This is a genomic window from Paenibacillus shunpengii (assembly GCF_042684905.1).
In the GTDB taxonomy this organism is placed as follows: Bacteria; Bacillota; Bacilli; order Paenibacillales; family Paenibacillaceae; genus Paenibacillus; species Paenibacillus shunpengii.
On record NZ_JBHUMJ010000002.1, the window covers coordinates 2,825,802 to 2,847,638 of the forward strand.

A 21,837-nucleotide genomic window follows, 5' to 3' on the forward strand; every position below is an offset into this window, starting at 1 on the left:
TAAATGTTTATTCCTATTCAAATATTCGCGGGAAGGACCTCCATTGCCTTCTTCGGTAACTCTTATTTTGTATTCTCGTAGGATTCTTTATATTCTGCTGTCATTTGATCTCCGGCGCTCGTTCTCCATCTTTCAACCTCGGCCTTCCAAGCTGCTTCCTCAATTTGCCCCAAGATAAACATGGTTTGGGCATCTGTAATGATATCTGCTCCAATTCTCCACCTCGTTCATGTGGTGTAACAGATTTGTCTCTTTTTATCTATCCTAAATATGTATAATCGTCTATAGACGAAAAAAAGAGCCGCCCTGACGTGGGCAGCTCTGTAATATCTGTCATGCATTTCATCATTTTCATTAAGGATTAGCAGTAATCCAATAATCGTAGGAATGAACAACATACCCTTGGTAAGCTTCATAGTTAGCAAGCAAATCCGGTAATTTAGCAAGCTCTTCTTCCATGTAAGCTTCTCCTTCTTCATAGAAGGTAATATGATCGCCTTCATGGCTTTGTTTCATCTCAACAGAGATGAGAAGCGGCTTACCTAAACGGTCTGCAATCTCCATTTCTTGTGCTGCAACTGCTGCTATCCCGTTTGATCCCTCTGCGGTATCACGGAAGGCCATGAGTGAAATATGATCAAGTGTCTGAATCATCCATTCGCTAACCGTCATATTTTTCCCTGGAAGCTCATATGCGTCAAGCCATACAGCAAGATCGGCACTCGTCTCCAGATCAGAATTTCTTTTGGTTTCTTGTGCAAAGTATTCCATATTTGCAGCCCATTCTGTAAGTACACGGTCACGATCAATATGCCAGGCTTCATTTGTATACGGCTCTACATCAACATGGATACCATGGAATTTCTCCTGCTCCGAAGCATGCTGATTATATTCCTTAACATAATTGATTAACCGGGTAATACGAGGTCGGTTCTCTTCAAGCCCCCATATCGGATGGCCTCCCATTGCATGAACCTCAATCCCCATGGCTGCTGCCTGGCTGACAAAATTTCGATACAGCTCAAACGGCTGCTCCAGATCAAGTCTTACATACAAATAATTTATATTTTTCTCTTCTACAAATTCGAGCACGCGTTCACTGTCATGAATCACTTGCTCTGCTTGCCAAATGTACGTCCCACGAATAGATCCCTGCTCAGGCTCCGGTGTTGGCTCAGGTTCTGGCGTTGGCTCAGGTTCTGGCGTTGGCTCAGGTTCCGGCGTTGGCTCAGGTTCCGGCGTTGGCTCAGGTTCCGGCGTTGGCTCAGGTTCCGGCGTTGGCTCAGGTTCCGGCGTTGGCTCAGGTTCCGGCGTTGGCTCAGGTTCCGGCGTTGGCTCAGGTTCTGGCGTTGGCTCAGGTTCCGGCGTTGGCTCAGGTTCTGGCGTTGGCTCAGGTTCCGGCGTTGGCTCAGGTTCCGGCGTTGGCTCAGGTTCTGGCGTTGGCTCAGGTTCTGGCGTTGGCTCAGGTTCTGTACCGTTTTCGCTAAGGTTAGACCAATACACATAATCATGCACCGCTACGCCGGCAAAATTGCGGTATTCCTGCAGTGATAATGACACCTCGTTAAGTACAGCTTCCATTTCTTCCGCTGATTTGCCTGCAAATGAGGTGTACTCTTCACCTGGCATCGGTTTTGTGTTTACAGCGACAACCATCTTCGCGTCATAAGCTTCCGACCATTCCATCTCTTGCTCAATCACATGAGAAATGCTGTCGTCACCCATCGCTTTATCACGGTAAGCCATTAAAGTTATTTGATCAAACCTGCTCATGAACCATTGAATTAGCGGCGTATCGGTCTCAGGCACTTCATATTGGTCATACCAAAAAGGCAGATCAATGGCACTGATTAGGGAAGCATCCTGATTCGCAATGTCTAAAAAGAGTTCAAGATTGGTTAAATAGGATTGAATGACAGGCTCGCTGTCTTCGCTCCAATCATTCAGGACATAGGGTTCAATATCAAGATGAATTCCTGCAAACTGTTCCGATTCCTCAGATTCAGCATTGTAATCAACAACCCAGTTAGCAAATTGAAGCAGCCGTTCTCTTCCACCTTCTGTCGCCCAGTAAGGATGGCCTGCGAGTGCATCAACCTTGATTCCCCGCTCCTGAGCATTTCGTACAAAGGTCTGGTACATTTCCTCTGGCTGATTCATATCAATTCTTAAGTAAATATGATCAATATTTTGATTGTCGGCATATTCCAGTACATCTTGGCCGCCATCTGCAATGGTCTCTGCCTGCCATAACCATGTTGCCCGCGTAGATGAATTTGTCGATTCAAAAGCAGTCATAAATATAACACTTATGAATAAGACAACCCATAATAAACCGCGGGATTGATTGCGTATCATATCCTCCCTCCAATTCTCCTCTCTTTTTTGAACCAACGCTATTATAGCAGTGGACAAAAGTAAAAGAATGAGCCCAGGTGCTCAACTTGGGCTCATTCTTCTATATTCGGTCTTTAGCCTGATTATTCGATTCCAGTCCCAGGATTAGGGCTCATATATCATTTTTCTTGTCATACCGCCATCAATGACCAGGTTCTCGCCAGTTACAAAATCATTGTCAGGTGCCGTTAAAAATAAACAAGCTCTTGCAATATCCTCCGGCTTGCCAACTCTTTGCGACGGATGCTGGACATGATCTATTTCTCTAAGTTTACTGTAGTCTCCTTTTTCAATCCATCCCGGACTAATACTATTGACCCGAATCCGTTTATCTGCCAGTGAAACAGCCATCGCATGAGTCAGTGCAACAATAGCTCCTTTGGAAGCAGCATAGGCTTCAGAGTTCGGCTCGGACATCGTCGCTCTCGTGGAGGCCATATTGATTACAGCACCGCCCTGTTTATTATTCCCCATATATTTAGCCGCTTCTCTTGTCGTTAAAAAACAGCTGCGAACATTGGTGTTCATGACATCATCCCATTCATTCAGGGACAATTCAAGCGGAGACTTCCAGATGCCATAACCTGCGTTGTTAATCAGGATATCGATCTTCCCATATTCCCGCATGGCTGTATTCATTAAATGTACAATTGCTTCTTCAGACCTAACATCGCAGGCAACAAATATGGCAGTTTCACCTTTTTGACGAATGGCTGCGGCTGCCGCGGCCCCTTTTTCTTCATTTTGATCGGCAAGGACCACCTTCGCTCCCTGCTCAGCGTATGCTTCAGCTACAACTTTACCAATACCTTGCGCTGCGCCTGTAACGATGACGACATCATCTTTGAATTTCATGATACCTCTCCTTACGACTAGAGATTAGAACCAGCTATAGTTCTCTGATAACAATATATTACACAATTTAAGTATTAACATATATCCGAATCAATTTCTTAACGAAATATAAACAATCCCCTAATAAAGAATAATTAATCCAGTATATCTCAATTGAAACGGTACAATTCAGCTGGAAAACAAAAAGCCGCCCCATTGGGACGGCTGATCCTTCACATACTAACCTCGAACACGTTCGGTATATACTCTGTTATAGCGCTTGAACCCGAGATATCTAGTCCCCTGAAAAGTAAGCTGGCCTTCATCGCCTTCAGAGCATAAACCATACTCATCTCCGCCAACCTTGAACTCAATCCGATCTCCACTGTCCACTTCGAATGTAATAAAATAGAGTGTCCGCGTATTCTGCCCTTCGCTTTGACTCTGCTGTGATACCTGAATCCTTCTTCCTGTAATTCTTGAAGAGACAGTCAATACCGGCTGCTTGTTGTTCCGTCCCCAAGCAAGGAGCTCTTTTCCCAGGGTCAATGCGATAATACCGAGAATCACGACAAATACCGCCGGGAATACCGTTCCGAAAAAATCAAACATCCAGAAAGATTCAAATCCCATGCCGTCTCCTCCCGTCCTCTAATTCTTGTCTGAAAATAACCGACTACTTGTTTATGTATATGCCGTAGTACGGTCAACTTGTCAGTTCGGGTAAGAAATACTTCATGGGATTAATCTTAAAGGACACTCCAGCTGGTCCCGCCATCCATTGTTTGCATTAATATTGATTTTTTCTCACTAGCATTCTCAAGCAGCACCCACCCTACTTTAGGGCTTACGAACTGCAGCTTGACAACCTCAGGATAATCTACAAGCTTCTCTGAGAGAACTTCACTCACAGGCAGTCTGTCCCAATCCTCGCCTTGATTCCTCGTATGATAGACATAAGTGCCTTGCAATGCCCAGCCTTCAGACTCACTGACAAAAGTCGGATACAAATCCTTGTTCACCCCACTCTGTGAAGGCAGATTAAACTGGACATGCTTCCATATGGAGCCTCCATCTGTCGTAAACAGACCGCTGTACTGAACTCCGCTGCCTTCCGCACAGCCTAAAGGAAGATACAGTTGCTGATGGTCCGTACTTAAGCTCTCAATCTCGCCAAGAGAATAAGAAGAACAGGACTCATACAATGATGAGGATCTGTTGAAATACGGCTCGTTAATAGACCAGGCTTCCCCCGCATTCTGGGTTAAATAAATCTTAGGAGCCCCAAGCTCCAGCACGGATACAACACCGCGCTCTCCGTCGATGAACTGCATACCCTCAGCATATCCGCGCAGCGGTATGGCATGATTCGTTTGCTGAAGCGGGGAGCTTGTCATCACTTCAGACCAATTCATTCCCCCGTCAAGCGTCGAGAATATTTTCTTCTCCTCTTTACCCGTACCAGCATTGTCACTTGTCATTAAGAAGCCTTCCTTAGCTGAAGCAAAGTGAAGTGCTGTTACCTTCTGAGTTTCCTCGAGCGAAGAAATCATCCAGCTCTCTCCACCATCATTTGTTCGCAGTACCACATTGTCAGTTCCATCTGTTCCGGAACGAACAATCCACCCATTCATGCCATCCAGGAAAAAAATATCCTCTCCGTAAACTGGATTCGTCGCGAACTTCACATTAGATGAAGGAGAAATATTCGTCCAGGTCTCCCCATTGTCACGGGTATAATATAAACGAAGCTCGCTTCTCGTCACTCCCCAAGCCAGACCGCCATAACCATGGATTAGTTGAAAATCTGTTAATCGTGTCTGAATTTGATATTTGTTTACTTCAGCGACTTCATAATTGCTAGGTTCAATAAGTGTTATCGTCTGGCCATCTTCCAGCTGCTCTTCCTTTACGACTACTGGCTGAGCCTCCTCGGGTTCCGAAGATGTGCAAGCTGTCAGCGCAAGTGTGATCATAAGCATACATACTAGAGCCCGCTTTGTCGTTTCTCGCATGCTATTCCACCTCTTTGTGCCTGTTAAGGCTGTCCTCTAAGTTAGACATTATAGCATACTTTATTTTGAATGAGAGTCAAAACTGTTACTTGTTCCTCTTTATTCTGTAATACATTTCGCCCTCCTGATCTCTATCAGAAGGGCGAAAATGGTTGTACTTTATTCTTGTTATTATTTCTTAGATGGTTTGTCTCCAAGCTCACTGTGCCGGTATCCATAGAAGAAATAAATACCTAGACCGACGAGAATCCATACGGCAAATCCACCCCAAGTTGATCCGTCCAGCTGAAGCATCAGCAGCACACAGAATGCAGCGCTCAGCAGTGGAAGAAACGGCACCCACGGTACAGAAAATCCTCGTTTGAGATCTGGTCTGGACTTGCGCATACCAATAACACCAAGGGATACGACAGCAAATGCAAACAGGGTTCCAATGATGGTCAAGCTGGCAAGCTGATCCAGCGGCAGGAATCCGCACAGGAGTGCGATAATAATGCCTACCATCCATGTACTGCGAACAGGGGTCTGTTTCTTCTCATCCACTTTAGATAAGAACTTAGGCAGCAGCCCATCCCGAGAGATCGCAAACAAGAGCCGGGTCTGACTAAACAATAGAACGAGCAGCACCGTCGTAATACCCACAATGGCTCCCACTGAAATAAGTCCTGCTACAAAGTCTTGTCCTACAAAGCGTAATGCGAAGGCTACAGGGTCTGCAACTCCAAGATTCGTAAAAGGAACCATCCCCGTCAGGACGACGGCAACAAGTGAATACATAATCATACATACAATAAGTGATCCAATAATTCCTATAGGAAGATTACGCTGCGGGTTTTTGACTTCTTCAGCCGCTGTAGCCACCGCATCAAATCCAATATAGGCAAAAAACACAACAGCCGCGCCACTCATTACCCCAGAGAAACCAAACGGCATGAAAGGAGTCCAATTGTCAGGCTTAACATAAAATGCACCAACCAGAATGAAAATGATGATGACTGCTATTTTGACAAAAACCATAATTGCATTAAATCTTGCCGTTTCCCTCGCTCCCTGGGTGAGTAATAAGCATATAGCCATAATAATGAGAACGGCCGGCAAATCTATGATTTGTCCCTGCGACAAATTAAAAGCACCGGATATAGCGGTGGGAAGATGTATGCCAAAGCCTTCCAGCAGCCCTTGTACATAGGCTGACCATCCGCTTGCTACCGATGCCGCAGCAACACCATACTCAAGTACCAGTGTCCAGCCCATTAACCAACCGACCACTTCACCGAATGCAGCATAGCTGTATGCATAGGCACTACCCGATACAGTAACTGTGGAAGCCAGTTCTGAGTAACACAACGCTGCCAGAATACAGGCGATGGCGGCAATAACGAAGGAGATCATTAGTGCGGGCCCAGCATGCTCTGCAGCGGCTTGTCCGGTAATGACGAAAATACCGGTACCAATAATAGCACCGACCCCAAGTGATATCAGATCCAGCGCCCCGAGTGTCTTCTTGAGGCCGGTTCCCTTGTTCAGGTCAAAATGCTTCTTGCGAAATAAATCCATAATGTCACTCCTAGATGAATGTTGCAACGCTTTAGTGCAATTAAGCACAAACAATTATTATGCGAAAGTTAGCACGGGTTGTCAACTTTCATCATTCAATTAGAATTATATGGCTTAAGCCTCGGTAACAGATTGCCCTGAACTTGAATTTTTATTATTAATTGACCAACCGGCGAAAAATAAGTGTTGCTACGATAGCGCTTTCTATATTATTATGTTTGAGTAGGTTACAACTAATTATCTACTTACGATTTTATATTATCTTAATAAATGAATAATGGATCTTCGGGGTAGGGTGAAATTCCCAATCGGCGGTGACGTTCTTGCAATGAAGAGCGAAGCCCGCGACTCGCTGCTCAAGCATTCCTTGCGCACGCGACTGACTTGGTGCAATTCCAAGGCCGACGGTTACAGTCCGGATGAGAGAAGATCATCGATTACATGCGGTTGTTATATTAAGACGCATGTTTATTTGATCACCCCTGTTGATCGTGCATGGCTACATGTGCGTATTCACGGGGGTTTTTTACTATCTGAAGATACCATATTCAAATTCTCAATTACGAAGGAGTTTGGATTATGGAACACACGAACAAAAAAGCATTACCTGCAGCCGGCTCAACCGGCTTCTGGCTCGTCGCACTCGGGGCAGCACTGTGGGGCATCGGTCCCCTGTTCCGTATTCATCTGCTGGACTACATGACCTCGACGCAAGTCGTCCTGATTGAGCATCTTCTTGTTTGTCTGGTTGCTGTACCGATTCTATGGGTCAATCGATCTGAATTGAAAAACCTGCGTTTAAAGCATGTATTCGCTCTGCTTGTCATCTCTTGGGGAGGTTCTGCACTGGCTACCGTTATTTTTACGATGGCTCTGTCCAGTGGTGATCTGAATGCGGTTGTGCTGCTGCAAAAAATGCAGCCGATTTTTGCCATCCTGCTCGCAAAGCTGATTCTTAAGGAGACGCTGCCCAAACGTTTCGGCTTCTTCTTCATCATTGCTATTGTAGGAACGTATTTGCTTACCTTTGGATTCACCATTCCTTTTGGAACGAATAGCGAATGGATTAAGTTGGGAAGCCTCTTATCCTTACTCGCCGCAGCTTTATGGGGTGGATCCACGGTGATGGGACGCCTGCTTCTTGGCCAGGCGCAATACAAGACGGTAACCTCCCTGCGATATGTACTCGCACTGCCTTTACTCCTCATCATGACCTGGCTGGAAGGAGCATCGATGAATCTTCCACAGGCAGGAGCGGATCTTGCAAGCATCGGAGTTAACTTGTTGGCACAGGCATTGCTTCCTGGACTGCTCAGTCTGCTGCTATATTATAAAGGCTTATCTTCGACCAAAGCATCGATGGCTACCCTTGCGGAGCTTAGCTTCCCGATGATGGGTGTGCTCGTGAACTGGATCGCTTTTGGACAGTTGGTAACTCCTGCTCAGCTCATTGGTTTTGTGCTGATCTGGACAACATTGTTTATATTTGCTCGTCAGCAGCAACAGAGCAGCCAGCAGCTGGTCTCGCGCACGACATGAGATGAAAGGATTAAGAAGGATGGATACTACTTCGGTTATGACTGAGTTTTCAATCATCGGCGAACTTTTCACTGCTGAGGATATAACAAGTCAACTAGAGATCACACCCTCAGAGTTCTATACTAAGGGAGACAAAATAAAGAACCGCGACATCGTTCGTAAAGAATCCGCATGGTCGATTAGTACTGGATACGAGGAATCTCTGGATATAAATATGCAGTTGAATAAATTGATTTCTGTCCTAAAGAACAAAAAGAATGAATTGCTCGAATTAAAAAGATCACATGACTTATTTTATAAATTCTTTATCGTTATAAAAATTGAACAGAATCAGACTCACGCCATTTATTTAGATATTGATACGATCTCATTCGTGAATGACATTGGAGCTGAGCTGGATTTTGATCTCTATGTCTTTTAGATCTTAAAAAGTTATTGTAAAGTCGCTGTCCGTTTGGACAGCGATTTTTTTTATATATCAGCTCAGGTTCTCACTCTCTCCTCCAACTGCCCTCCAACTGCACATGGAAACCTGACAGATTTATGCGTTATGATAGAGAGAACGATTAGAAAGGGATGATCAATTAGCCTATGACTTCTTTTCCGTATACATCATATGACGCAGTAGGGCTCGCCCAGTTGATAAGAGATAAACAAATCTCTCCAGTAGAGCTTGTAAATGCTGCCATTGAACAGATCGATCAGTTGAATCCTGAGCTGAATGCGGTGGTCCGTACTCGCTACGAAGCTGCACTGCAAGAAGCAGATGAGGTGAACACACTCGCCCAGCCTTTTGCAGGTGTCCCCATATTGCTAAAAGACATTTCACAAGCCATTGCTGGAGAGCCTCTGACATCAGGCTCCAAATTATTTGCTGAACACAGGCCGCTCTACGATTCTCATTATGTAGCCAAGCTTCGGAGAGCCGGTTTTATTCCGATTGGACACACCAATACCCCGGAATTTGGTCTTAAGAATATTACCGAGCCTAAGCTGCATGGCCCTTCAAGAAACCCTTGGAATTCAAACCACTCTCCCGGCGGCTCCAGTGGAGGATCGGCATCAGCCGTTGCTTCCGGCATGGTACCCATCGCTGGAGCAAGTGATGGCGGAGGATCAATTCGTATTCCCGCTTCGTTCAGCGGACTGTTCGGATTAAAGCCTACCCGTGGACGTACTCCTGTAGGCCCCGGAGTTGGGCGGCAGTGGCAGGGTGCATCCATTGATTTTGCCCTATCGAGAACGGTGAGGGACAGTGCGGCACTACTCGATGTACTGCAGGTGATTCAGAACGAAGCTGCATTTCAAGTTCCGCTGTACCCGGGAAGGCACTTGGAGGATATGTATTTATCGCTTGAACGGAAATATCGAATTGCCTATACGATGGATTCTCCAGTAGGCACGCCTGTCAGTGAGGATGCCAAGGAGGCGGTGCTCAAGGTCGTGAAATACCTGGAATCCGAAGGACATATTGTCGAAGAAAAGCAAAGTCCAGTAAACGGTGTTCATCTCATGGAGAACTATTATATGATGAACAGCGGTGAGATGGCAGCTATGGTACTGAAGATGGAGCGTGGACTTGGAAGAACCATTACTTCAGAGGATATTGAAATTGAAGGCTGGGTGCTCCTAGAGGCTGGCCGAAAATTGTCCGCAGCGGAATTTGTACATAGTCTTGCAGAGTGGGACGTTGCTGCAGCACAAATGGCCACTATTTTTGACCGATATGATTTCTATATCACACCGACCAATGCTTATCCGGCTCCACAGATTGGTGAACTGACGCCTGGGCCAGCGAAGATTGAGCAGTTGCTTAGGGTAAGTGAGTTATCTAAGGACAAGCAGCAAGAGCTTATCTATGACATGTTTGAACCTAGCTTAACTTACACTCCGTTCACACAACTTGCTAATTTGACAGGTACACCGGCTATGAGCCTCCCCCTTCATCTTAGTAAGTCTGGGCTGCCTATGGGTGTTCAGTTTATGTCTGCTAAAGGAAGAGAGCATGAGATGCTGCAGCTGGCTCACCTGCTTGAGAATACAGACCTGTGGATCTCTCCTTTGACTCCCGGAGGTGAACATTAAGGCCAATGGACATTCTTGGGGTCAAACTGCACACTGCAATGGAGCAGCCCATTGATTTGAATGAGATCGTAGGAGCTTTGCCGTGCGAACAGCAAAAGAAGATTCGCAGGTTCAGACGGTATGCGGACCAATTAAGATCTCTATGCGGAGAGCTGCTAATTCAGAGCTACGCTGTCGAACATTGGAATCTGTCCCCTAACCAGTTGGACAGGCAGATCAATCGCTTCGGTAAACCTGAATTTGTTCATTATCCCACGCATCATTACAATATCTCTCACTCAGGGGCATGGGTGGTAGCTGCTTTTGATCGACACCCTGTTGGTATTGATATTGAAGAAATAAATGATGTGGACCTGACTCTAGCAGATCGATTCTTTACTCGGAACGAAGCGGAGCTGGTGCATAACCAGGTCAACTTAGAGCAGAAGCATATATTCTATTCCCTATGGACGCTTAAGGAAAGCTATGTAAAAGCGAAAGGTGCCGGACTTTCCATTCCCCTTGATTCTTTCGAATTTGATATAACCCATCAGGGAGAAATCACATTCTCTAGCTCTAACGAGGGGAACGAAGAAGCTTGGTCCTTTAGAAGTTATGCAATCGACCCTGATTACTCTCTCGCGGTTTGCAGCCGATCAGGACATGTACCAGAATCCATAGATTTCATGACCTTGGATCAGCTCTTGGCAGGTCATTCGATACTCCGAAGCAAGTCGTAGAAATAAAAATAACGCCAGCAGAGTCATTACCATGCTGGCGTTATTTTATATTAAACTTAATGAGCTCACTTCATGTTAACTAGCGACATTAGCTTGTTTGTCAGCTGGCTGATCCATCTTCCGATCACGCATCTTAAAGTGGGCGAGCAGCAAGAATGGAATGCCACATGCTGTCATTAGCATTAAAGGCATAAATATCATTACCGGTTGATCCACAGATAGCGAGGTTAACAACCACCCTCCAATGACCGGGGCGAGTACATTCCCCATATTGTTAAATCCGATCATACCGAAATAAGTCCCACGCAGCTCTGGTTTAGCGATCCTGTCTACTAATAGATCCATAAGCGTAAACATGAGCACTTCTCCAATTGTAAATATTACGACACCAAGCAGCAGCATCCATCTGGATTCAAACAAACCAAATACAAGCAAACTACTGGCCACAAAAGCATTACCTACGATTAAAGATACCGCAGGAGGAAAATTCTTAAACCATCTTACCAGCGGATACTGCACGATCAGCACGACTACGGCATTCATGGACAGCATGTAAGTAAACATCTCTGCTCCATTCTCGAAGCTCGGGCTGAGCTCAAGATATTGCGGGAGCGTCGAACTAAAATGTCCATATCCTAACACACAGAATATAGACCCGATTAGTACATACATAAAGGTACGATCACGGCTAGTCACCATAAAAGCTTCTTTTAAAGATACGGACTGAGCTATGGCAGCACGGCCAAGGTCAATATCACTTTTTCTACCGAACTGGAATACAAGAACCAGTCCATATAAGATGTATACCAACCCTGCGGCTATGAATGGGGCTCCGCTCTGTGAGGTTCCAAACTGCAATCCGAGTAAAGGACCGATCACGACACCGACATTAATGGCCGCATACCTCAAGTTAAAAATTAACAGCCTGTTCTTCGGATCTGTAATATCCGACAGCATCGCTCGTGAGGTTGGCTCGAAAACAGCTCGGCACAGCCCATTCAATGCGTTCATAACAAAGAACATCCAAATCTGATTGGCCACGGCAAAGCCGATAAATACAAGCGCCCAGCTAAAAATCGAGAAGATCAAAACTTTTTTACGTCCTATTCGGTCCGATATGTATCCCCCATAAAAACTGGCAAATACGCCGATCAGCGAGCTGACAGCGACAACCATACCTGCCTCCGCTGGACTTGCTTCCATCGATTTAATGAGATAGATCGACAGAAAAGGAATACTCATCGAGGTGGCCATTCTTCCGAACATCGTTCCTACGATAATGGTCCAAGCGAGCGGGTGAATCTGTTTTAAATGACTGTTCATATTGCCTCCATCTGAATCTGCTAATAAGTAAGTTAATACATATCATTTCAGCTAATTCGCTATCTGTCAATACATGTAAGCACGCGTACAAGAGGCAGGACAATCCATAGTAAATAGATACCTCTATACTATTCTATTATGAATTTTTCATATGTTGTAATAATCATATAATAATTCAAGTTATTTCCCATAAAAAAACCTTAGGATGACTTATTCACCCTAAGGTTCTGATCAAATACGATATTAAGTTCTACCCGTCCAGTCGTCGGATGCAACTTCTCTCCACCGCTCACGGATGATCTCATAATCTTCCTTGGCAAGCAGCCGCTCTCGTAACAGATCCGCGTTCTCCTGCCAACGATTTGGCTTTTTGGTACCTACAATGGCCGTATCCACACCAGGCACTGATAAAGTAAAGCCTAGCGCCTTAGCAATAACCTCCTCATTGCTCTCACCTAAGAATCCGTAATTCAAGTCCCGTAACCGATTCCAATACACAAATGGATATGCCGTTTCTTCCAGCGTATCATAAGTCCAGGCAACGTTGGCCAGCGGCCGTTTCGCTGTCACGCCCATTCCCTGCTTCCGGGCTTCTGGAATGGTCAGCTCAATGGCCTCTTGGTCCGCTATGTTGACAGAAGTTTCGAGGCTATCGAACACGCCCGTCTGAACAGCATACAATGCATCTTTATGATCTCCGCTGTAGCCAATAAATCTTGTTTTCCCTGCTTCCTTGGCCCGTTTCAATACTTCAATGACGGAGCCCTCACGAAGCACTTCCTCCGAGCAGCTATGCAAATGAATCATATCCACATAATCTGTGTTCAGTCTTCTTAAGCTGCGGTCGATCGAATTAGACAGCATGACCGGATCCCAATCCGGCTGGTCATATCCGGAAGCATGTCCACATTTCGTGAACAGATACACTTCCTCTCTCTTGGGACCAAGCACCTGCCCGACCAATTCCTCACTGTCTCCGTAACATTCCGCCGTATCAATCACATTCAATCCAGCTTCAATCGCACTTCCGAGCAGACGATCCACCTCAGGCTTCGAAATGCCAGATCCAATCTCTGACCCGCCGAAACCCAGTACGCTGACCTTCATTCCTGTGTTTCCATAAGAGCGCTGTTCCATAAATCTAGCCTCCTTGGGTTAATGTCAATTTTATTAAAATATCTGACATGTTCGTATTACCACCTCATGAAAAAGCGAAACAATATAAGATGCCCGTTCAACAATTCCTTAGAATGGGCAACTAGAACTCTTCAAGCTAATATTGTAAATCGATGCTAACCTCAAGACCTTCCAGGTAGTTCGTATTAAATTGATACGTATATATATAGTAGGAATCTATTTCGCTAATGTTTGAGAAAGTCAGCTGATACTTATTCGTATCTTTAATTCGTATCGCTGTACCATCTTTATGATATGTTCTCCCTTTGCGATCTTCGAGCCAAATCCGATCGGATTGTTCGAAGATACGGTATCCTTCAGCTTCATAAGTCAGTGTCAGCTTGTTGTTTTCCATTTTTTGATCCAGAATCTTTAGAGAACCTGCCTTTCCTTGATCAATCGTTATTGGCTTCCCTTTCCACTCACCACTAACTTTTGAACTAGGATTTAACATGTAAGGTTTGATGAATATTTTGTTAGGAATTGTCTCAAACGACTCAAAAAATGCTTTATAGTGGTTTTCATTTGTTTTGCCCACTCCACTCACACTGATTGGCTGTAACACGCGTCCTTGATCGTCATACACCTGGAAATCCCAAAAATGAGTTGTTGATTTCGGTAGACTGTATGAGATTACAGTCGTGGTCGGGTACAAAGTAACTGTATCATAATCCACTTGGAACACTTCGTTCTCATCCCAAGTTCTGCTTTGTCCGATTGTGTAGGATTGATATTCACCTTCTTGAACAATGGGGATATTGGCGTATGTAACCGTTTCATCTTTCGATATAAGTCCAAGTACGAAGGACTCTGGCAATAGCTCCTCACTCCTGATATCTATACTAATCGTCCCTGCATACATACCATTATCGAGCTTCTCATAAGTGATATTTCCACCATAATCTTCTATCCTCTTACCATCAATTGTGAACTTGATATCTTCTTTAAATGCCCACGGATCAGGATCATTCGAAGGTACTGTCCAGCCAAGATTAATTTTAGAACCATCGTACAGACTCTCTGTAAATATGATCTCTTGGTCATTGATCTTAACTTCCTGTCCTAGCTCCGTTGTAAGCAGAAGCTCACTGCCTCTTTTTACATCCACTCCGCCGACTAATTCGAATACTGACTTAAGTAAAGGGAAGGATCTGAGAGATTCCGCAAAACTTGGAGACAAAGATGACAGTCCAATGGTAATGAATAGCATCACCGCTGTTAAAATACCAAAACGTTGCTTTAACGATCTATTACGTTTCCTTTTTAATCCTTTAAGAGTTAGGTTTACACGATCTTCGATCGATTCAGGTAAAGGTTTGTTAACCTGCTTCACAATTTCCTGCTCCCACTTTTCCATGTGAACTCCTCCTGTTCTTCCCAGAGTGACCGGGCATTTTCACGGGCACGGCGCAGCCATGTTTTAATGGTGTTTTCCGGTTTTTCGTAAATATCAGCTATATCCTTAATTGAAATATCCTCAATGTGGTACAGCTTTAGCAGTCGTCCCTCATCTTCAGGCAAAGTCGACAGTAACTGTTCTAACTCTACTCTTTCAAAACCGCTCTCATTGGTGAATGGGGTTTTCAATTCGTTAAAATCAATCACGTTTTTGTTTCGCCTGTGGATTTGGTTGCATTCGTTAATAACGATTCGTAGCAGCCATGTTTTAAAATACTGGGGTTCTCTCAAGCTTTTCAACTTGGAAAAAGCTTTTATAATCGCTTCTTGCATGGCATCGGAACAATCAGCATCGCTGACCAGTATTGTTCTAGCTACCTGGTACATTGTAACTTTATAGGCACTAATTAATTGCTCAAACGAACTAATATTACCTCGTTGGGCTTTCTTCACTTCCTTGACGATGTCCATAACTTCCCCCTTTCGATTCGTATGTTAGATGCATAAGAATGCCATTAGGTTTCAACTGTTAATAAAAAAAAATTACTAAGTTAATAAGCAAAAAAAGCAGCTAATCATAACGGCTGCTTTCTCAGTTGAGATATTTGAAGTCTGTTTAACTTCGTTTTAAGCCGGCTTAAATTGATTAATGATCAAATCTATGATCAATCCAATGACCAACCAGCCAAAGACATTAATAAAATAAATAATTGTCATCCCATTTAAATGACGTCCAATAGACGGAATATTTTCAAGTAGTGCCAAATGCGGACTCGTTAATACCAGCAACATATTGTAGTCATCTATGCCCGTAGCATTAAAAATACACACCAATACACTTAAAAGGGGGAGCCAAAAACTAAATCTCTTAAATAACTGCATTTCCTTCTTCTCCTAGTCAGCAATATTCTTGTTGTCCAAGAAATTATACTATAAGGAAGGAGAACGATAAATCTATAATTTAGAATATCTAACTACATATTCCTTTCATCATTGTAAGTTCTTTTTGAAATTCGACCACAGGTATAAAAGCGAAAATTGCGGCTCAACAGACAGATAATTTTACAATGTACTCGAAAAACAACGCGAATCCTGACTTAATATGTAGAAATTGATGGAAACATATCCAAATTTATAACCCCTCTGACACTACGTTTATAAATATATAACATTCCGAAGGTACAATGAGCTTGTCTTTCAAGATAGGGATACTTGCCTTGCCTTGAATAATCAAATTTATCGGGGGTTATGAATTGAAAAAAAGAAACATGCTTCTTACTACTTTTACTCTGGTTACCGCTCTAATTGCAGGCTGTGGCTCTAATGCCGGCACTTCATCACAAGAACCAACGGCGCCTACCACTTCACAGACTTCGGATAACACAGGAACATCTGGCGAAGCAGCCAGTACAACCCAAACCATTGATCAGCTCAAAATCAGCTTTGTTCCTTCCAAAGACCCGAAAGATATTATTACAGCAACGGACCCGCTTAAGGATCTCTTGAAGGAGCAGCTCTCTACACAAGGCTTTGAAGTTGGAGAAATCAGCATCGATGTAGGTACGACCTATGAAGCTGTCGGTGAAGCACTATCCGCAGGAACGACAGATATCGGCTTTATTCCCGGCGGAACCTACGCGCTGTATGATGACGGAGCTGATGTCATTCTGACCGCAACTCGTGCAGGATTGTCTAACGACTCTGATGCTCCAAAAGACTGGAATGAAAACAAACCAACGGAACTAACTAGTGAGCAAGCAACCTATTATCGCTCACTGGTCATCGCAGGGCCATCTGCTAAAGGACAAGAGCTTGCTGAGAAAGTGAATAACGGCGAAGAACTCTCCTGGGAAGAATTGAATGACGCTAACTGGGCAGTTATGTCAACAACTTCTTCTGCAGGTTATATTTATCCAACGCTGTGGCTGCAAAGCAACTACCAGAAGAGCATCACGGATCTGTCCAATGTCGTGACATCCGATTCTTACGGCAGCTCCTTTGGCCGACTGGCTGCAGAGCAGGTCGATGTTATCGTTGCATTTGCTGACGCTAGACGCGATTACGCTGAACAATGGACTAGTGAATTTAACCGCACAAGCCCGATCTGGGATGAGACGAATGTCATCGGTGTAACCCAAGGAATCTACAATGATACGATCAGCGTGAGCAAGAACAGTGAAGTCATTACCGATGATCTCAAAGCCGCTCTTCAGGAAGCATTTATCGAGATCGCGAAGACAGAAGAAGGTAAGAATGTCATTGCTGTATACAGCCACGAAGGCTACCAAAAAGCTCAATCCTCTGACTATGACGGTGAGAGAGAAGCACAAGAGCTGATTCGTAACATGAAAAATCAATAAGATAAACGGAACCAAACCAAATAATATGCTTTTAAAAAAAGTGAGAGCATCAGGCTTCTAATGATGTTCTCCTTTTTCATCTCGGCAGCAAAAACCATAGGAATGGAGTTTAACCCATGATCGAGTTTATCAATGTACAAAAGACCTACCAGAACGGCACAACTGCACTGCAAAATATTAACCTCAAGATCGAGCAAGGCGAATTCGTTGCTGTCATCGGACTGTCCGGAGCAGGTAAGTCGACCCTCATTCGGTGCATTAATCGTATGCATGATATTACAGACGGACAGCTGTTTGTAGATCAAGTCGATGTATCCAAGCTAAGAGGCAAGCAGGTGCGGAATTTTCGTAAGAGAATTGGCATGATTTTTCAATCCTTCAATTTAGTCAACCGAATCAGCGTGATCAATAACGTCCTTGTCGCCTTTGTCCCGCATCTTCCGATGTGGCGCAAGCTGACCGGAATCTTCACCAAGGATCAGAGAATAAAAGCACTAGAGGCTTTAGATAAGGTAGGCATTCTCGACAAAGCTTATGTTCGGGTGGACCAGTTGTCGGGCGGACAGCAGCAGCGGGTAGCACTTGCACGGACACTTGCCCAGAATCCTGACATCATCCTGGCTGACGAGCCGATTGCTTCCCTTGACCCGGTCACCTCACGAATTGTGATGGATGACTTTAAGAATATCAATGAAACCTTGAACATCTCTGTCATTATGAACATCCACCATGTGGAGGTCGCACTCGAATATGCGGAGCGTATTATTGGGGTTCGAGCAGGCGAGATTGTATTTGACGGTCCGCCGTCTGAAGTTACCAAGGACACCCTGGATGAAATATACGGCAGCAAGCTCAAGGATGTTCCCCTCCCGGAGGAGGTGGCACTGACCCATGTATGATAAATTGTTTCCGCCGAAGCAGCTGGTGCTGGATAACGGTAAGGTCGTTATGCAAAAAAGAACAAGACTTCCGCTTATTCTCGTTATTCTAGCGATCCTGACTACATCATCTGTTCAATTAACCGGCTTTGATCTTCCATTGCTATTTTCGAGAATTAATAATTTCTTCAAAATATTAGGTGAAATGGTTCCTCCAAATTGGAGCTACTTCCCCAAGCTGCTGGAAGCCCTTCTCGCGACACTGCAAATGTCGCTGCTCGGCTCTATGATTGGAGCGATCCTCGCTCTGCCGTTTGCCCTGCTCGCTTCATCCAACGTGATGCGGAACAAGGTAATCACTTCGATCTTCAAGATTATGATGAGCTTGTTAAGAACACTGCCGACGCTGGTCATCGCCTTGATCGCGACCTTTATCTTTGGACTCGGACCTATGGCGGGCCTCGTCGCCATTATTTTATTCACACTCTCCTATGTTGGTAAGCTGCTGTATGAGCAAATTGAGAACGTCGACATGGGACCATTTGAAGCGATGGAGTCGATTGGAATGAACCGGGTGGAAGCTTTTCGCTATGCTATTTTTCCACAAGTACTCTCCCGTTATCTATCAACATCCTTGTTCTGCTTCGAGGGGAACGTACGCTATGCAGCCATTCTTGGTTATGTAGGGGCCGGAGGCATCGGTCTTCTGATCAAGGAGAACCTGGGCTGGCGTGATTATTCGAACGTTGGCATGATTGTTTTTGCTCTGGTCATCACGGTTTATATTATCGAATCGATCAGTGAACATTTCAGAAAAAAGTTAACATGAGGAGATCCATGCTATGACAACCATTGAGAAGCAATTGGGTGCTTCCCCTCGGAATCATCGATATATTTGGACGGTTACCATTATTGTGCTGATTCTGTTCATCTGGTCACTAGACACCGTAAGCTTCGAGGACGTGAATCAAAAAGGAATTTCGATTGCATTAAATATATTAACAGGTATTGTTACTCCCGATCTCGAACTGCTGTTCAGTCTAACGGAGCAAGGAGTGCTCTACCTGCTGCTTCAAACGACAGCCATCGCCATACTGGGAACACTTGTCGGTGCCGTGCTGTCTGTTCCGCTCTCTTTCTTAGCAGCATCCAATATCGTGCCAAAGCCTATCGCTTGGCTGACAAGACTGCTGCTCATTATGATTCGAACGATTCCCGCGCTCGTATATGGACTTATGTTCATTGGGGTAACTGGACCCGGACCATTTGCAGGCGTGCTGACCATCGGACTCACCTCTATCGGCATGCTGTCCAAATTGTATGTTGACTCCATTGAAGAACTGGACAAGCAGGTACTGGAATCGATGACCTCTCTTGGCTGCAACACATTTGAGAAGATCCGCTACGGTATCATCCCACAGCTCTTTTCACTGTTTCTGTCGGTGACAATCTACCGTTTCGACATGAATATGCGTGAAGCCTCGATCCTGGGTCTCGTTGGTGCAGGAGGAATCGGTGCTCCTCTTATCTTTGCGATGAACAGCTACCGCTGGAACCAAGTCGGCTCCATTCTGATTGGCTTAGTGATTTTTATCCTTCTTATCGAATGGATGTCCAATCGACTTCGCTCCAAGCTCGTTAATGGCTAATCTTTTGAATCAAATATACCCTTGAGCTAAGCAGATAAAGGTATTATGAAATCGATTCTTTTATATTAAAAAAATCATTGCAAGCCAAAAACCTCCGAATGCATTCGGAGGTTTCTTTACTATGTTCTGAGCGGGAGAGTACAGCTGGTTTAGTAGATAACTCTCCAATTGTTATTGCAGGAAGCATGTATGGTTTCTCGCTTCATGATATAGTCTGCCAAAATTTCCGTCATATCTGTCGGGATCTCCCGTACGACAGGCTTGTTCACCAGCATGGAGAAGTTCCCTCCCCCTCCTGCCCGATAGCTGTTCATGACCACTTCATATTCAGCGTCATCCGCTAATGGAGAGCCTTTGAATAACAGCTTCGTGACTCGGCTTCCTTCAGGTCTGGAAATGTCCAATTCATATTCGATTCCTTCCCACATGTCATAATTAAAATGCTGCGGCTTCGGTTGAAGATAGCTCTCGGAGGTTCTAAGACCTATTCCATTCTCATCCAGACTGAAATAACGAGCATTCTGTTCTAGTGCAGCCCGGATATCGCTGCCGGTCAGAAGCAGCACTTTGAGTGTGTTAGGATAAATATAATTAGAAACGACATCTCTCATCGTAATGTGCTCGGTGAACCCTCTCGCTTCATTGGTAAAAATCGCTGCACAGGAGATGGGTGCCCCTGTTGTCTCCATCTGTACCCGGTTAACGAACTCCGTAAAGGCATGATCCCTCTGTCTTGCGGCCATGGGATCTGCAATCGACATATCCCCTTCGACTCTGCCAATCGGCTGATCCAGCCATGTCTGAGTTCTTCGTTCACCTTCGGCAAAGATCTGAAGAATTTCAGGATCTGCCTGTGCATCCTCTGCATACAGAAGCATGACATTCCTGTCACGGATCACCCATCCACCTTCCGGCTTGCGGCTAAACATCAATTGCACCTTGGATATCGCCTGTCCTGAAGAGCCCGGCTGTACATAGATCACGCCGTTCAGCTCTCCGGTAAGCAGACGATGCTGATGACCTGTGAGCAGCACATCAACACCGTCAAGCTGCATACACATCTCATAGCCCTGATTCTCTCCTGTCAGAGGCTCCGTGGCGTCTCCTGTATGAGGGTCACGCTCAAACCCGCCGTGATAGCTTACGACGATGGCATCCGGGTTCTCCATCTCCCGAATGTGAGTTACCCAGCGCTGCGCGGAGGCAAGCGCATCCTCGAATGCCAGACCTTGAATGTTCGAGGGTTCCTCCCAGTTCGGAATATAGTGGGTCGTCACACCCAGAACAGCAATTCGAATGCCCTCCTGCATCTCAAATAGACGATAAGGCTGTCCAAACGCCGGCCGGCCATCCGTCTCATTCACAATGTTAGCGGAGAGATAAGGGCATTTCGTATCCCCCATCGTGCGCTGTAACAGGTCCAGCCCGTAGTTAAACTCATGATTGCCAATTATCGCTGCATCATATTGCAGCGTATTTAACACAGTCGCTGCAGGATGGACACCCTTCCTATCGTACTTGGCATAATGATACATGAAGGGAGTCCCCTGCAATAGATCTCCATTGTCCACCAGCAGCAGAGACGGATCCTCCATCCTTTCTTTATGGATGAGCTCTGACAGCTTGGCAAAGCCGAGCGGCTTATCCCCCGGTCCCCGGTAGTCTGTTGGATAGATATGACCATGTACATCACTTGTCTGGAGCAGTGTAATCGTTACTGTATTTGTTGAATTCATTATTTTATGTATCCTCCCATGCTCTAAATGCGCAATACTCCCATTCTATTGTAAAAGAAAACCAATAACGCATCGTAAAGATTTGTTGATTTAAAGTTAATTATCCGTTTACAATGGTCCTCTGTATGCACACAAAAGAACCACCTTCCCTCATTACAGGAAAAGGTGGTC

The 21,837-nt window shown here is 44.9% G+C and carries 19 protein-coding genes and 1 riboswitch; of the genes, 8 read left to right on the forward strand and 11 right to left on the reverse strand.

Annotated features, from left to right (window positions below):
• Positions 1-354 precede the first annotated feature (354 nt).
• The 5 genes from ACFSVM_RS13165 to ACFSVM_RS13185 form a co-directional block, all read right to left on the reverse strand.
• Positions 355-2,358: a hypothetical protein gene (locus ACFSVM_RS13165; RefSeq protein WP_379262622.1), complete on the reverse strand. Its 2,004-nt coding sequence runs from the start codon at positions 2,356-2,358 to the stop codon at positions 355-357.
• A gap of 144 nt (positions 2,359-2,502) precedes the next feature.
• A complete protein-coding gene (locus ACFSVM_RS13170; RefSeq protein WP_076312722.1) occupies positions 2,503-3,252 on the reverse strand; it encodes an SDR family NAD(P)-dependent oxidoreductase in 750 nt (249 codons plus the stop codon).
• A gap of 219 nt (positions 3,253-3,471) precedes the next feature.
• Positions 3,472-3,864, reverse strand: coding sequence for a DUF2500 domain-containing protein (locus ACFSVM_RS13175; RefSeq protein WP_076312723.1), 393 nt, complete (start codon positions 3,862-3,864; stop codon positions 3,472-3,474).
• A gap of 116 nt (positions 3,865-3,980) precedes the next feature.
• The gene (locus ACFSVM_RS13180) at positions 3,981-5,246 is read right to left on the reverse strand and encodes a WD40/YVTN/BNR-like repeat-containing protein (protein ID WP_379262625.1); all 1,266 of its coding nucleotides are present in this window, start codon (positions 5,244-5,246) and stop codon (positions 3,981-3,983) included.
• A 171-nt stretch (positions 5,247-5,417) separates the two neighbouring features.
• Positions 5,418-6,803: an amino acid permease gene (locus ACFSVM_RS13185; RefSeq protein WP_379262626.1), complete on the reverse strand. Its 1,386-nt coding sequence runs from the start codon at positions 6,801-6,803 to the stop codon at positions 5,418-5,420.
• Positions 6,804-7,080: 277 nt separating this feature from the next.
• A riboswitch (FMN riboswitch) is annotated at positions 7,081-7,238 on the forward strand.
• Between the two features lie 144 nt (positions 7,239-7,382).
• Between ACFSVM_RS13185 and ACFSVM_RS13190 the strand changes: the two genes are divergently transcribed.
• From ACFSVM_RS13190 to ACFSVM_RS13205, 4 genes are all read left to right on the forward strand, one after another.
• Positions 7,383-8,342, forward strand: a complete 960-nt coding sequence (locus ACFSVM_RS13190) for a DMT family transporter (protein WP_076312726.1) — start codon at positions 7,383-7,385, stop codon at positions 8,340-8,342.
• A gap of 19 nt (positions 8,343-8,361) precedes the next feature.
• Positions 8,362-8,763: a DUF4279 domain-containing protein gene (locus ACFSVM_RS13195; RefSeq protein ID WP_379262628.1), complete on the forward strand. Its 402-nt coding sequence runs from the start codon at positions 8,362-8,364 to the stop codon at positions 8,761-8,763.
• A gap of 170 nt (positions 8,764-8,933) precedes the next feature.
• On the forward strand, positions 8,934-10,427 hold the full coding sequence (locus ACFSVM_RS13200; protein ID WP_379262630.1) for an amidase: 1,494 nt from the start codon (positions 8,934-8,936) through the stop codon (positions 10,425-10,427).
• A 5-nt stretch (positions 10,428-10,432) separates the two neighbouring features.
• Positions 10,433-11,146 carry a 4'-phosphopantetheinyl transferase family protein gene (locus tag ACFSVM_RS13205; protein ID WP_083655858.1) on the forward strand — a complete coding sequence of 238 codons (714 nt, stop codon included), beginning with the start codon at positions 10,433-10,435 and terminating at the stop codon, positions 11,144-11,146.
• Between the two features lie 75 nt (positions 11,147-11,221).
• Here the strand turns inward: ACFSVM_RS13205 and ACFSVM_RS13210 are convergent, their stop codons facing one another.
• From ACFSVM_RS13210 to ACFSVM_RS13230, 5 genes are all read right to left on the reverse strand, one after another.
• The gene (locus ACFSVM_RS13210) at positions 11,222-12,469 is read right to left on the reverse strand and encodes an MDR family MFS transporter (RefSeq protein ID WP_076312728.1); all 1,248 of its coding nucleotides are present in this window, start codon (positions 12,467-12,469) and stop codon (positions 11,222-11,224) included.
• 243 nt (positions 12,470-12,712) lie between these two features.
• On the reverse strand, positions 12,713-13,606 hold the full coding sequence (locus tag ACFSVM_RS13215) for an aldo/keto reductase (RefSeq protein ID WP_379262633.1): 894 nt from the start codon (positions 13,604-13,606) through the stop codon (positions 12,713-12,715).
• 136 nt (positions 13,607-13,742) lie between these two features.
• Positions 13,743-15,002 (reverse strand): DUF5643 domain-containing protein, encoded by a 1,260-nt coding sequence (locus ACFSVM_RS13220; RefSeq protein WP_379262635.1) that lies wholly within the window; start codon positions 15,000-15,002, stop codon positions 13,743-13,745.
• A complete protein-coding gene (locus ACFSVM_RS13225) occupies positions 14,975-15,514 on the reverse strand; it encodes a sigma-70 family RNA polymerase sigma factor (RefSeq protein ID WP_379262636.1) in 540 nt (179 codons plus the stop codon). Before ACFSVM_RS13225 ends, ACFSVM_RS13220 begins: the two co-directional genes overlap by 28 nt.
• Before the next feature lie 156 nt (positions 15,515-15,670).
• The gene (locus ACFSVM_RS13230) at positions 15,671-15,925 is read right to left on the reverse strand and encodes a hypothetical protein (protein WP_379262638.1); all 255 of its coding nucleotides are present in this window, start codon (positions 15,923-15,925) and stop codon (positions 15,671-15,673) included.
• 371 nt (positions 15,926-16,296) lie between these two features.
• Here ACFSVM_RS13230 and ACFSVM_RS13235 point away from each other — a divergent pair, with 371 nt between their 5' ends.
• The 4 genes from ACFSVM_RS13235 to phnE (ACFSVM_RS13250) all read left to right on the forward strand — a co-directional run bounded on the left by ACFSVM_RS13235 (position 16,297) and on the right by phnE (ACFSVM_RS13250) (position 19,930).
• Positions 16,297-17,403, forward strand: a complete 1,107-nt coding sequence (locus ACFSVM_RS13235) for a phosphate/phosphite/phosphonate ABC transporter substrate-binding protein (protein ID WP_379262640.1) — start codon at positions 16,297-16,299, stop codon at positions 17,401-17,403.
• A gap of 116 nt (positions 17,404-17,519) precedes the next feature.
• Complete coding sequence (gene phnC, locus ACFSVM_RS13240; RefSeq protein ID WP_379262642.1) at positions 17,520-18,302, forward strand: phosphonate ABC transporter ATP-binding protein; 783 nt, start codon at positions 17,520-17,522, stop codon at positions 18,300-18,302.
• Positions 18,295-19,110: a phosphonate ABC transporter, permease protein PhnE gene (gene phnE, locus ACFSVM_RS13245; protein ID WP_379262643.1), complete on the forward strand. Its 816-nt coding sequence runs from the start codon at positions 18,295-18,297 to the stop codon at positions 19,108-19,110. The genes phnC and phnE (ACFSVM_RS13245) overlap by 8 nt, the downstream gene beginning before the upstream one ends.
• 13 nt (positions 19,111-19,123) lie before the next feature.
• Entirely contained in the window at positions 19,124-19,930 is an 807-nt protein-coding gene (phnE, locus tag ACFSVM_RS13250; protein WP_379262645.1) for a phosphonate ABC transporter, permease protein PhnE, read from the forward strand.
• A 149-nt stretch (positions 19,931-20,079) separates the two neighbouring features.
• On the opposite strand, the gene ACFSVM_RS13255 is transcribed toward phnE (ACFSVM_RS13250), so the two are convergent.
• Positions 20,080-21,666: a bifunctional metallophosphatase/5'-nucleotidase gene (locus tag ACFSVM_RS13255; RefSeq protein WP_379262647.1), complete on the reverse strand. Its 1,587-nt coding sequence runs from the start codon at positions 21,664-21,666 to the stop codon at positions 20,080-20,082.
• Positions 21,667-21,837: the final 171 nt, after the last annotated feature.